We start from the raw sequence: 12297 nt of genomic DNA, 5'->3' as shown, positions 1-12297 counted from the left end.
AGCGCTTCGCGCCTCCCCCCAAGGATGGCCTTCACCCCCGCCCTAAAGGGCAGAGCACTGGCCAAGAGCAGAGGTAGAACTCGGGTGCCTTGGTGACCAGCGCCGAGCGGTGGCTGAGGTGGAAGGCGGGATCGCCCAGCCAGTTCGGCAGTTCGCCCGCCCGGGCGAGTTCGTCGTACGCCCGCACCCTGCCGCCGGGGCGGAGCGCGGCGAAGTCCCCGCCGAGGGAGGACGCGCAGGTGTCGGCCCGGCCGGCCGCCGTCCACGCGCCGCACATCGCCCACCCGTAGCGCACCAGCGCCTCTTCGTAGCCCCGCCACATCCGTACCGCCGGATGGTGGCGCCAGCCGTGCCCGGGCAACGTCAGACCGCGCAGCACCTGCAGCGTCTCCACCCGCTGCTTGCCCAGCCGGCGCGGGTCGAGGACGGCGGCGGTCGCCGCGAAGTCCGGATAGGGAAGAAAAGTCTGCATATCTGACGTCTATCCGTTTTCGAGCCGCCCCACCGCGCCGCCTCCTCCCGGCGGAGACCGAAGAATTCATGCATCCTCTCCCCCGCACCGGGCAGTCGTGACCCATGACGACCCACGACCCGTCGCCCCTTCCCGACGCCGGCGCCGACGTTCCCGTCGTAGCCCCCATGGGTGACCTCGACTTCGAGAACATCGAACCGCTCGCCAACCGGCTGCGCGCCGCCGCGCGGACCTCGCCGGCGGTGGTGCTCGACGCGAAGGACATCACCTTCGGCGACTCGAGTTTCCTGCGCGTTCTCATCTCCGTGCACCAGATCACCGACCTGCGCATCGCCCGCCCGCGGCCGGCCATGCTGCGGCTGCTCGAACTGACCGGCATGGACCACGTCCTGCATGTGCACGACTCCGTGGAGGGGGCCCGGTCGGCCCCCCTCTCGGCCGCCGACTCCGCGTGACGGCCGGCCGGGACTCCCCCGTCCGGGAGTCCCGGCCCATCCCGTTCGCGCAAGCCCGCACGCCGGCACCGGCCATGTCGTCACCGACCCCGCGCCTGCTCGACGGACGCGCCACACGCAACGCCGGCATCCGGCCCCTGACAGGGGGGGGCGCCCACGAGGTCCGCGCCGAGGCGGACGACCTTGCCGAAGCCGCACACACGACCACGCTGAACCTGCACACGAGCCGTATGCGCTCCACCTGCCGTCCGGCTCGCATCCGCCGGTCCCGTCAGCGTTCTCACCCACGGCGCCGGCAGGGCTCGGGCCATCGGCACCCCGCAGGCCGTCGCGCGGATCTGCCGAGCCGTCGGCCGCGGCCTCACACCCACGGGCTGCGCCGTCACCTCCCCGGCGCCCCCTCCGCCCACGCCTGCCCGAGCTGAGACGGACGGCAGGCCGGCGCGGTGTTACCGCCGGAAACGTCCAGGGGCTACCGGTGAGGAACTTACGGGAGGAGGATCCGGGTCACCACCTCGAATCCCTGTGCGCTCCGGCGCACCGACCCACCACTGGGGGGCTTGTGTTCGCATTACCACCGCCGCGCCCGGGGGCGCGCCGCGGCAGTCGCCTGCTCGCCGTCTGCACCGTCGCCGCCGCGGCCGCGGGCGCGATGGCGGTCGCACCCGCCGGGGCGGCCCGGGCGGACTCCGCCGCGCCGCACCGCGCGGGCGTCCCAGTGCAGCGGCCCGCGCTGCGACCACCGACGCTGCGCCTGCCCACCGGGCAACGGCCGTCGGGCCGGGCGGCGGCCACGGCGGCACCGGGTCTGACGACCCCGCGCTTCGACGCGGACGGCGACGGCCACCAGGACCTCCTGAGCCAGGACGCCGACGGCACCGTCAACATCTGGAGCAGCGGGCAGTCCAGTGACACCGCGTGGAGCTCACCGGGGATGTCGCCCGTGCGGTTCCGGGAGTTGCTGACCCCCGGTGTCATGACGAGCGACCAGACCGGCCCGCAGCTCCTGTCCCTGACACAGTCGGGACAGCTGACGCTCTGGAACCTCACCGACTTCCCGTACTCGCCGCTGTGGACCGGCACCGGATGGCAGATCTACAACCAGGTCGTCGCGGTCGGCGACATCGACGGCAACGGCTTCGGGGACCTCCTGGCCCGCACCCCGTCCGGCGACCTGTTCCTGTACGCGGGAACCGGCGACAGCACGGCCCCGTTCGCCGACCCGGTCGAGGTCGGCCACGGCTTCGGCGTCTACGACCAGCTCGTCGGCGCGGGCGACATCACCGGCACCGGACACGAGACGCTGGTCGCCCGTGACCTGGACGGCAATCTGTGGATGTACGCGCTGGACGGCACGGCCGCGGCGCCGCTCGCCCCCCGGGTGAAGATCGGATCGGGGTGGAACACGTACAACCAGCTCATCGGCTTCGGCGACGACCCCTCGTCGATCGGCGGCCTCATGGGCCGGACCCTCACCGGAGACCTCTACGCCTACCAGGGCGACGGCTCGGGCACCGGCACCCTGACCCCGCGCAGGCTGGTCGGCACCGGCTGGAACAGGAGCTGGGTGTCCGATCAGGGCCACCCCTCGCTGTTCGGGAAGGCCGACCTCTACGGCCTCACCTCCGGCGGCGACCTCTACCACTACGCCGGCACCGACACCGGCGGGCTGACCCCGCGCACGATGGTCGGGCTGAGCCGCCAGTGGCTCGACACCCACCTGCTCACCACGGTCTCGCTCACCGACTACGACGAACGCTCCCTGCTGGAGATCGACCACGACACGCTCTACAACCTGTGGGACAGCTTCACGGGGGTGACCAGTACCGGCTGGTCCGGCTACGGCACCGTCATCGGCCCCGGCGACCTCAACGGCGACGGGAACTCCGACATGCTGGCCCGCGACACGAGCGGCGTGCTGTGGCTGCGGGCCGGCACGGGCGACGCCCGGTTCGCCACCCGCATCAGAATCGGCGCGGGCTGGAACGTCTACGACCGGATCGCGGGGGCCGGGGACATCAACGGCGACGGGTTGCCCGACATCGTCGCCCGCGACCCCGCCGGCGGGCATCTGTACCTCTACCTCGGCACCGGCGTGGGATCCGCGCCTTTCCAGCCCCGGATCGACATCGGCGCGGGGTGGAACGCCTACACCGGGATCGCCGCCCCCGGCGATCTCGACGGGGACGGCCGCGCCGACATCGTCGCCGTCACACCCGGCGGCCTGCTCTACCGCTACAGCGGGTCCGGGCACGGCGGCACCGCCACCTTCAAGGCCCGCGTCGAGATCGGCACGGCCGGCTGGAACGCGTACGCCGACCTGTTCTGACGGCCTCCACCCACGGCCTCCGCTGACGGCCTTCACCGACGGCAGCCTCCGGTGGCCGCTGCTGACGGTGCCCGGTCCGCCTGCCGCTCCCGGAGATCCCGGGGCGGCGGGCGCGGGCGGTCAGCGGCGCCGGCGGGTGGACGTCCGAAGCCGGTGATTCAGAGCCGCTTGTCCGGCAGCCGGTACGGCGCTGCGTCACGGCGGGCCGCGGCAGCAGCGTGCAGAGACCGCAGCGCCAGCAGCAGGACGCCGATGTCGTCCAGGTAGATCGGATCGGGGAGCAGGTCGACCGGGCACACCAGATAGATGACGGCCGCCCAGAACGTCAGCTTCCCCGACCGGGGCAGCCCGGCGTCCTTGAGCAGTCGCCGGGCACGGGCGAGTTTCACCAGCAGCGCGATCGCCGTGACCAGCATGGCGAGCACGAGGACCACGACGAGCCCGATGAGCAAGCGGGCCTTCCCGTCCACCCGGCCACCTCCTCACGCGACAACCCCTGTTGACCGCCTGCCCCGAACCGCCGCCGGCACAACCGGCCACCCGGGTGGCTCCTGCGACGGCGGCGCGGTTCCCGCGCGAAGGGACGCGCCCCGGCGAACCGGCGCGGCCTCGGAGGCGTCATCCTGTCGGGAGCCGGCCGGCGGCCGGGCGGATCGCCCGCGGCGGTTCGCTTCATGGGGAGGGGACGACTGTGCGAAGAGCGTGGAAGATCGCGGCGGTGGGGGCGGTGGCCGCCGTGGCCGCCGCCGGGGGGACCTGGTGGTGGGAGGTCACACCGAAGTACCACGTGCCCGTGCCGCCGGCGAGCGCCGGACCGGACACCGTGGTAACGGCGTACATGAAGGCGCTGGACGCTCATGACGGCGCCACCGCACGGGCCTTGTCGACGCAGGGGCATCGCGCGGCGACCGATGGCTGGCTGTCCGACACGACCGGCATGCGCGTGCTGAAGGTCTCCGCGCCGGTTCCCGACGGCAGACGGGTCGACGTCATGGTGACGTTCGACCTGCGTCAGCACTGGTGGACCGAGGACGCCTCGATGCAGCCGGGACGGCACGACTGGAGCTACGTACTCGTACGGGAGCAGGGCCGCTGGCTGGTTCAGGACGAGGGAACGGGCTGACACCCGACGGAGCCGGTCCCGGCCCTCCGGCCCCCTCGGGACCCCGGGCCCCGGCATCCGGAGGGACGGGACACCCGATGATCACCGACGGAACGCGCCGAGGGCATCGGTGAAACCACGTAGGTTCGCGTCCCGCGCCCACGCGGACTCGCGTCACGGGTCACGACGGGCCGAGATCGCCGGGCGATCGGAGGTGGACGTTCCTCACCGACCGCCCGGCGACACGCAGTTGCGTGCGGGCGAGGGGCACGGTGGTGAACGTGTACTGCGGGCTCCCGTCGGTCGAGACGGGGCCGTCATCCGACGCACGGTAGGTGACCTTCCAGTACTGCACCTGGACGGTGACTGCCTCGCACAGCGGCCCGTCGAACCCGGCCAGGGACTTGTCGAAGCGGACGTGTCCCCACGTGCCGTCGGTCCAGGTCGGTGTGCCGATCTGCCCGAACTTGACCCACTCGGCCGCCTGCGCCTGGGACCAGCCGTGGTCCGGGTGGCAACCGGCAGCTCCCGTCGGGTAGACCGGCGAGGGAGGAGGCGACGGCGTGGCGGACGCCGTACCGGGCGACGACGTGCTCGCCGGCGTGGCCGACGGATCCGGCGACGGCGCCGCCGCGTCGTCACCCCCGCCTGAGCAACCGGTCACCAGCATCCCCGCAACGGCGAGGACCCCGACCAGCACACCGTGGCCACGCCCGGCCGGCCGACTCATGCGCATCCTCTGAACACCCGTTTCCCGGCGACTCCCGCCGCCAGGCTCGTCCCACTCCCCCGCCATCCTTCCAACACCCGGCATTCCGGGGCATCGTGGAAATCAGGTAGAAGGAACTGGGGCACGTGCGACCTGACCGGCCCGGCCAACGGCCCCCGGTTCCAACACTTTCGCCCCGCACCCGCACCCGGCAACGCGGCGTGCCGGCGCCCGCAACCCATCCGTGACGCAACGTTGTAGTCACAGATGTGCCCGAGGGGTTTCCGCTGGTCAGGCCTCCTGCTTTACTCCCCGCATGAGTGAGAACCAGCCTCCGTACGGCGGTACTCCGGGGGGGCAACCCGGACCCTACGGCCAGAATCCCTACAGCCAGGACCCCTACGCCCAGAACCCGTACGCCCAGCCCGGCCAGCCGGGTCCCTACGGACAGCCCGGTATACCGGCGTACCCCGGCGGAGGTCAGCAGGACTTCGCCGCCTACGGACAGCAGCCGGCCGGCATGCCGCCGCTGGCCAACTGGGGCTGGCGCTTCCTGTCCGGACTGATCGACGCCGTGATCACCATCGTGGTCAACGTGGTCGTGTCGCTGGCCGCCGGCAGCACGGCCGGTTCGCTGGCCGGCCTCGTGGTCCTGGTCGTTCTGGCCTACCTGGAAGGCACCAAGGGCCAGACGCCCGGCAAGATGGCCGTCGGCACGCGGACGTTGCGCGAGGCGGACGGCCAACTGCTCGGTTTCGGCCGGGCCCTGGGCCGGCGCCTCCTGCACATCCTGGACGCGCTCGCCTGCCTCATCGGCTACCTGTGGCCGCTGTGGGACAGCAAGCGGCAGACGTTCGCCGACAAGATCGTCTCCTCGGTCGTCATCAAGCCCTGAGTCCCCTCCCACCCGTCCCCACCGCTCACACCGACTGAACGCCCCGCGCCGGGGATCCGCACTCGCGGATCCCCGGCGCGTTGCGTGTACGGGCACGCCGGCCCGCCCGAGCCGAGGTGTCCGCGCCGACGGGTCCGCGCCGACGTGTCCGATGGGGCCAGGGCCGTCTGCCGCAGACGGCCGTCCGGCAAAAGTCTCAGATGCGGGCAACACGCCCGCCCCGCGCGAGGCGCTGGGATAGGAAAGTGCTCCACGGCCGCGCCGCGGAAGGGGCCGCGCGCGGGGCCGTCGACACCTCTGGGGGGATTGTGAAGTCTCTGAGCCTGCTACGTCCGGCGCGCGGTGCCGCCCTCGCGGCGCCGCTCGTCGTCGCCTGCGCTCTCGCCGGCCTGTCCGCCGGTCCTGCGGGCGCGGCACCTTCGGTCACCGCCCGTCCCGCGACCGCCACCACCTGGACCGCCCTGGACCTCGGGACCCTCGGCGGTGCCACCAGCAAGGCCACCGCGCTGGACGCCGGCACCGTCGTCGGCGAGTCCGCCACCGCGGACGGCGCGACCCACGCCTTCGCCTACGACCGCGACAGCGGCGTGCTGAGCGACCTGGGCAGCCTCGGCGGTACGAGCAGCACCGCCGTCGCCGTGCACGGCCGCTACGTGGCCGGGAACTCGACGACGGCCGGCGACGCGGCCACGCACGGTTTCGTCTACGACCTGCGCCGGCACCGGATGACCGATCTGGGCACGCTGGGCGGCACCACCAGCACGGTCACGGCCTTCCGCGGCGGCATCGTCGTGGGCAGCGCCTCCACCGGCGGCGACGCGGCCACGCACGCCTTCGCCTACGACCTGGGCACCCGCGTCATGACCGACCTCGGGAGCCTGGCGGGTCCCGCCGGCACGAGCACCGCGGTCGACATCGCCAAGGGCCGCTATGTGGTGGGCAACTCGTCCGTGGCCGGGGAGCCGGCCTCCGTCACGCACGGTTTCGTCCACGACCTGGTCACCGGCACCACGACCGACATCGGCACCCACGGCGGTTCGTACAGCAGGATCAGCGACGTGTCGGGCCGCACCGTCGTGGGCACGCAGGGCGTGCCGGCCGGCGGAACGGGTCTGCCGCACGGGTTCGCCTACGACCTGGACACCGGGACGTGGACCGACCTCGGCCACAGCCCGTTCCTGGACCTGCGGGTGTCCGGGCGCCAGGTGGTGGGCTGGGACGGCCAGACCGGATGGGCCCAGGACCTGCGGACCGGCGTGGTCACCCACCTCGGCACCAAGGGCGTCACCCAGCCGATGGCCATCACCGGCAAGGTGGCGGTCGGCGACCAGTTCGCCGTGAACTCCTTCGCCTTCGCCTACCGCACCGACACGGCCGTGCTCACGCAGATGCCCGCGCTCGGCGGCCTCAACTCGGGAGCGGTCGCGGTCGACGCGCACGGCGCCGTCGCCGGCTCCGCGGCCACCACCCCGCCCGACCCGTACACCTCGAACGGTCCCTTCCACGCCGTCCTGTGGACGCCTTCGTCCTGCTGACGGCACCGGCCCGGGTCTTCCCGTCGCGGCGCGCGTGACCGCGACGGGAAATCCGAGCCTTCCGGGGATGGGTCGCGGCGGCAGGGGTACTCGGACACCGCCGTGAACGGGAATCCACGCGAAGGGTGATCCGATGTCTCTCCCCGACCAGGCCGACGCGTCGTACCCCGAGGTCGTGTACCGGGGGGAAGGCGGCGAGATCAACGCGCGCCACCGCCCGGCCGACACACCGCCGGACCTCGGCGAGCGCGGCCACGGCTCGCTGAGCTACCTGGCGACCACGGCGACCACCCGTGGCGAGTTCGGTCTCTACCGGGTCGAGATGGAGCCGCACGCCGGCGGCCCGAAGACGCACTTCCATCGCCGCGTCTCGGAGTCGTTCTTCATCCTCAGCGGCACGGTCCGCCTCTTCGACGGCGCCGCGTGGGTGGACGGCACGAGCGGCGACTTCCTGCACGTCCCGCAGGGCGGCCTGCACGCCTTCCGTAACGACTCCGACGCGCTCGCCGAGATGCTGCTGCTCTTCACACCGGGCGCACCGCGCGAGGAGTACTTCGAGAAGCTGTCCGAGCTCGGCGACGCGACCGACGAGGAGCGCGCCCGCTTCCTGGACAAGCACGATTCGTACTTCGTGGAGTGACCGCGCGGGGTGCCGGGCTCGCCCCGCACCCGCGATTCAGGGGGTGCCGGCGGGCCGAGCTCACAAAACCGGGGCGCGGTGTCCCAAATCGCCCGCGCGCGCAGCATGCTGGAAGGAGCAGCAGAGGGCCTGCCGAGTGCCGTGCCGACGCGATGGTGACCACAGGTGACCGTCACGGTGCCTCCGGTGATCCCCAGGACCGCCTGCGGTACGAGCCCGACGAGAGGGAGTAAGGCGGTGAGGTGATCATGCGCTCCCGATTCGCACCCGACAGGAACCTGACCGTGCGCATGGTGACGGTGATCTTTCTGCTGGGACTGACGTACGTGGCGTTCGTCGCCGCGCTGATCGCCCTGCTGAAGTCCGTGCCCCTGGTGATCGTGATCGTGGGCGCCCTGCTGGTCGCCCAGTACTGGTACTCCGACCGGATCGCCCTGTTCGCGATGCACGCGCACGAGGTGACGACGGAGGAAGCGCCTCAGCTGCACGGTACGGTCGACCGGCTCTGCGCCCTGGCCGACATGCCCAAGCCCAAGGTCGCCATCTCCGAGATCGACATGCCCAACGCGTTCGCGACCGGACGCAACGCCGACCACGCCGTCCTGTGCGTGACCACCGGCCTGCTGCGGCGGCTGGAGCCCGAGGAACTGGAGGGCGTGCTGGCCCACGAGCTGTCCCACGTGGCCCACAAGGACGTCGCGGTGATCACGATCGCCTCGTTCCTCGGCGTGCTGGCCGGGCTGCTGGTGCGGTTCGCGTTCTACTCCGAGCTCTTCGGCGGCCGGCGCCAGGACCAGAACACCGCGGCCATGTTCGCGGTGATCATGGCCGTCTCGGCACTCGTGTACGCACTCAGCTTCCTGCTGTTGCGTGCCCTGTCCCGCTACCGCGAGCTGGCCGCCGACCGGTCCGCCGCGCTGCTCACCGGCCGCCCTTCGGCTCTGGCGTCCGCCCTGGTCAAGGTCAGCGGCAGCATCGCCCGCATCCCGACCGAGGATCTGCGGACGGCGCGGTCCTTCAACGCCTTCTTCTTCACTCCGGCGCTGAAGGAGAGCTCCTCGCTCGCCACCATGTTCTCCACGCACCCCACCCTCCAGCGCCGCCTGGACGCACTGGCGAAGATCTCCACGGAACTGGGGCTGCACGGATGACGGGACTCGAGCCGCACCGCTGACGAACCCCCGGCTGCCCCGCCGAGGCGCCGGTCGCGCCACGCCGGAGTGGCTCGTACACGGAAGTCGGCCGGGTCTGCGGTTGACTGATGCACCGACTGCCGAGTCGGTGCATCAGGCGCGTACCGGGACGTCACAGCGGCCGTGTGCGGGCCGGCCGGGGCAGTCGGCTGTCTCCCTCGACGTAGGAGTACTCCTCATGGCCGTACGTGTTGCAGTCGTCTACTACAGCGCCACCGGGAACGTGCACGCGCTGGCCGATGCCGTGGCCAAGGGGGCCGCGAGCCGTGACGCCGAGGTGCGTCTGCGGCGGGTCCCCGAGCTCGCCCCGGACTCGGCGATCGACGCCAACCCGGCGTGGCGGGCGCACGTGGACGCCACGAAGGACACCGTCCCCGAGGCGACCCTCGAGGACCTGGAGTGGGCGACCGCGTACGCCTTCGGCACCCCGACCCGTTACGGCACGCCGTCGGCCCAGCTGAAGCAGTTCATCGACCAGACCGGCGGGATCTGGCAGGCGGGCGTGTTCCACAACAAGCCGGCGACGAGCTTCACCTCGTCGATCAACCGTCACGGCGGACAGGAGTCCACGATCCTGTCGCTCAACAACGTGTTCTACCACTGGGGTTGCATCATCGTGCCGCCCGGCTACACCGACCCGCTGCTGTTCGCGGCCGGCGGCAACCCCTACGGCACGTCGTGGCCCAGCGGCGGCGGCGAGCTGCCCGACCAGGCGACGCTCGACGCGGCGAACTACCAGGGACGGCACCTCGCCGACATCGCCACCCGTCTCCGCGGCTAGCCGCCGCACGGCGGGCGGCGGGATCACCCGGGTGCCGTCTGGCCGACCCCTCCCCCGGCAAGTAAGGTAAGCCTTACTTGAGTCACCGGGAGGACGTGTGAGCACGACCAGGACCGCGGCCGCGTGCGAGCCGACCGCCGCGGAGCGGGTCCGCAGCATCCTCGAGGTCGCGGACTCCGCGGGCGTCACCGCCAATGGCGCCCACGAGGACGTCATGGCCGGGGTGGCGGCGGAATTCGGCACCGCGTTCCGGCTGCGCGTCCCCGCCGACAGCCGGACCGCCGCCGAGGCGGTGTGCGCCCCGCCGGTCGGTGTGCCCGCGGTCCTGGAGTGGACCGACCTGTCCCCGGTCCCGGTACGCGACCGGGTCCGGGCGCGGGTGCGCATCGCCGCACGGCTGCACGCTCCCGAGCCGGCGCCCGCGGACTCGGTCCGGCTCCGCGTGGACGTGCGGCAGGTCGCCCTCAGCGGCGGCGGAACGACCCGGCTGGTGGACCGGCGGGAACTGACGGCCGCCCGACCCGACCCCGTCGCCGCCGCGGAGGCCCGCCTGCTGACGCACCTGGCCCAGGACCACCAGGAGCACATCGAGGCGCTGGCGCGGCTGCTCACCGTCCGCCACATGCTCGGCGTCACCCGCATCACGCCGCTGGCGCTCGACCGCTACGGCATCGTGCTGCGCCTGGACCGGGCGCGCGGCCACCGCGACGTCCGGATTCCCTTCGCCTGCCCCCTGTCCGACCCGGACGAACTCGGCCACCGCATCCACGCCCTCCTGGCCCACGCCCACCGCCTCCGCCGTCCCGCCTGACCTCCCCGACGTTCGGGGACTCGCGGCGCTTCAGGTGACCGGAAGGAAGTCCAGCAGCGCCGCGGCCAGTGCGGCGGGCGCCTCCTCGGCGACGTGATGCCCGGAGTCGATGCCGTGCCCGCGGACGTCTCCGGCCCACCGCCGCCAGACCGCGAGGGGATCGCCGTACAGGTCCTCCAGATCGTCGCGCAGGGACCAGAGGACCAGCGTCGGGCAGGTGATGCGCGTCCCGGCCTTCCGGTCGGCCTCCTCGTGGCGGCGGTCGACGGTCAGTCCCGCCCGGTAGTCCTCGAGCATCGCCCGCACCACATCGGGATCGCGCACGGCCCGGCGCCACTCCTCGTGGTTCTCCGGGCCCATGACCTGCGGGTCGCCGCGGTACCAGCGGTCGGGGTCCGCGGTGATCACCCGCTCCGGGATGTCCGGCTGGGCGAAGAAGAACCAGTGCCACCACCGGGTGGCGAACTCGGCCGTGATCCGCGACAGGTGCTCGCTGATCGGCAGACAGTCCAGGAACGCGACGCGGGAGACCGCGTCGGGGTGGTCCAGCGCGAGGCGCAGCGCCACCGCGCCTCCGCGGTCGTGCCCGGCGAGCGCGAACCGGGGGTACCCCAGGCGGCGCATCACCGCGACGACGTCGGCGGCGACCGCGCGCTTGGAGTAGCCCGTATGGTCCGCCGTGAACCGCGGTCCGCGGGAGCGCCCGTAGCCGCGCAGGTCCGGGCAGACGACGGTGTGACCGGCCGCGGCGAGCCGGGGAGCGACGCGGTGCCAGGTCGCCGAGGTCCGCGGATGGCCGTGCAGCAGTACCACGGGCGGCCCCGCGCCGCCCGAGCGGACGAAGACGGACGCCTCGCCGAGGTCGATCTGCTGTTCCTGGAATCCTTCGAACACCGCTGCCTCCCGCAGGCGCCCCTCGTGCGCCGCGCACCGCGCCGGCGCTGTCCCGGGTGGTGCTGCTGCCCCGGGAGGCGGCGGCCATGCCGAGGAGTCAGACGGGCGGCCGGCGCGGCGTGCCGGGGGCCGGTGGGTCCAGTGCGGCCCTCACGGCGCCCGCCTCGCCCCGTCCCCTACCCCGCTGGGACCGGTTTCGCCTGGCCACGGGCCGATACGGCCTCGTCGGCCACCGGGTTGCCGGTGGGCGCGGCGACCGCCCCGGCGATCGTGAGGCGCAGCGTGACCTGGGACAGCAGGGCCAGGGCCGCGCGGATGTGCAGGTCGGGCGGCACCGCGGTCATGCAGGCGCCTCGCTCGTGGCGTTGGCGCTTCCCATGAGGGGTCCGGCCCCGGCGGCCGCGCCGCCGGGGCCGGAGCCCGCTCACCGGTGGGGCGGCCGACGACCGGCCTCGCGGACGATGCGGCAGGTCGGCGTGCT

14 protein-coding genes are annotated in these 12297 nt (G+C 72.9%); 9 read left to right on the top strand and 5 right to left on the bottom strand.

What is annotated here, in order from left to right:
• Positions 1-31: 31 nt before the first annotated feature.
• Positions 32-472, bottom strand: coding sequence for an MSMEG_6728 family protein (locus K7862_RS36390; RefSeq protein ID WP_222969958.1), 441 nt, complete (start codon positions 470-472; stop codon positions 32-34).
• A gap of 104 nt (positions 473-576) precedes the next feature.
• Here K7862_RS36390 and K7862_RS36385 point away from each other — a divergent pair, with 104 nt between their 5' ends.
• Together K7862_RS36385 and K7862_RS38385 are read left to right on the top strand one after the other, a co-directional pair.
• Entirely contained in the window at positions 577-927 is a 351-nt protein-coding gene (locus tag K7862_RS36385) for an STAS domain-containing protein (RefSeq protein WP_222969956.1), read from the top strand.
• Positions 928-1489: 562 nt separating this feature from the next.
• Positions 1490-3256 carry an FG-GAP repeat domain-containing protein gene (locus K7862_RS38385; RefSeq protein WP_222969954.1) on the top strand — a complete coding sequence of 589 codons (1767 nt, stop codon included), beginning with the start codon at positions 1490-1492 and terminating at the stop codon, positions 3254-3256.
• 158 nt (positions 3257-3414) lie between these two features.
• Here the strand turns inward: K7862_RS38385 and K7862_RS36375 are convergent, their stop codons facing one another.
• Entirely contained in the window at positions 3415-3726 is a 312-nt protein-coding gene (locus K7862_RS36375; protein WP_308012376.1) for a DUF1232 domain-containing protein, read from the bottom strand.
• A 221-nt stretch (positions 3727-3947) separates the two neighbouring features.
• Between K7862_RS36375 and K7862_RS36370 the strand changes: the two genes are divergently transcribed.
• Positions 3948-4379 (top strand): hypothetical protein, encoded by a 432-nt coding sequence (locus tag K7862_RS36370; RefSeq protein WP_222969952.1) that lies wholly within the window; start codon positions 3948-3950, stop codon positions 4377-4379.
• A gap of 160 nt (positions 4380-4539) precedes the next feature.
• Here K7862_RS36370 and K7862_RS36365 read toward each other — a convergent pair whose 3' ends face one another.
• Positions 4540-5088: a hypothetical protein gene (locus K7862_RS36365; protein ID WP_222969950.1), complete on the bottom strand. Its 549-nt coding sequence runs from the start codon at positions 5086-5088 to the stop codon at positions 4540-4542.
• 295 nt (positions 5089-5383) lie between these two features.
• On the opposite strand from K7862_RS36365, the gene K7862_RS36360 reads away from it, so the two are divergent.
• The 6 genes from K7862_RS36360 (at position 5384) to K7862_RS36335 (ending at position 10922) form a co-directional block, all read left to right on the top strand.
• Positions 5384-5962 (top strand): RDD family protein, encoded by a 579-nt coding sequence (locus K7862_RS36360; RefSeq protein WP_222969948.1) that lies wholly within the window; start codon positions 5384-5386, stop codon positions 5960-5962.
• 308 nt (positions 5963-6270) lie between these two features.
• A complete protein-coding gene (locus tag K7862_RS36355) occupies positions 6271-7497 on the top strand; it encodes a hypothetical protein (protein ID WP_222969946.1) in 1227 nt (408 codons plus the stop codon).
• Between the two features lie 133 nt (positions 7498-7630).
• Positions 7631-8137, top strand: coding sequence for a cupin domain-containing protein (locus tag K7862_RS36350; protein WP_222969944.1), 507 nt, complete (start codon positions 7631-7633; stop codon positions 8135-8137).
• A 248-nt stretch (positions 8138-8385) separates the two neighbouring features.
• A complete protein-coding gene (gene htpX / locus K7862_RS36345) occupies positions 8386-9288 on the top strand; it encodes a zinc metalloprotease HtpX (RefSeq protein WP_222969943.1) in 903 nt (300 codons plus the stop codon).
• A 220-nt stretch (positions 9289-9508) separates the two neighbouring features.
• Positions 9509-10111: an NAD(P)H:quinone oxidoreductase gene (wrbA, locus tag K7862_RS36340; RefSeq protein WP_222969941.1), complete on the top strand. Its 603-nt coding sequence runs from the start codon at positions 9509-9511 to the stop codon at positions 10109-10111.
• Between the two features lie 97 nt (positions 10112-10208).
• Positions 10209-10922 carry a DUF2470 domain-containing protein gene (locus tag K7862_RS36335; protein WP_222969938.1) on the top strand — a complete coding sequence of 238 codons (714 nt, stop codon included), beginning with the start codon at positions 10209-10211 and terminating at the stop codon, positions 10920-10922.
• A gap of 30 nt (positions 10923-10952) precedes the next feature.
• Here the strand turns inward: K7862_RS36335 and K7862_RS36330 are convergent, their stop codons facing one another.
• Positions 10953-11816 (bottom strand): alpha/beta hydrolase, encoded by an 864-nt coding sequence (locus tag K7862_RS36330; protein ID WP_222969937.1) that lies wholly within the window; start codon positions 11814-11816, stop codon positions 10953-10955.
• A 176-nt stretch (positions 11817-11992) separates the two neighbouring features.
• Entirely contained in the window at positions 11993-12160 is a 168-nt protein-coding gene (locus K7862_RS36325) for a hypothetical protein (protein WP_222969934.1), read from the bottom strand.
• Positions 12161-12297 lie beyond the last annotated feature (137 nt).

Origin of the sequence: Actinacidiphila acidipaludis, assembly GCF_019890725.1 — a bacterium.
Classification (GTDB): domain Bacteria; phylum Actinomycetota; class Actinomycetes; order Streptomycetales; family Streptomycetaceae; genus Actinacidiphila; species Actinacidiphila acidipaludis.
Note: the sequence above shows the minus strand (reverse complement) of the source record. Positions and strands in the feature narration are given on the sequence as shown.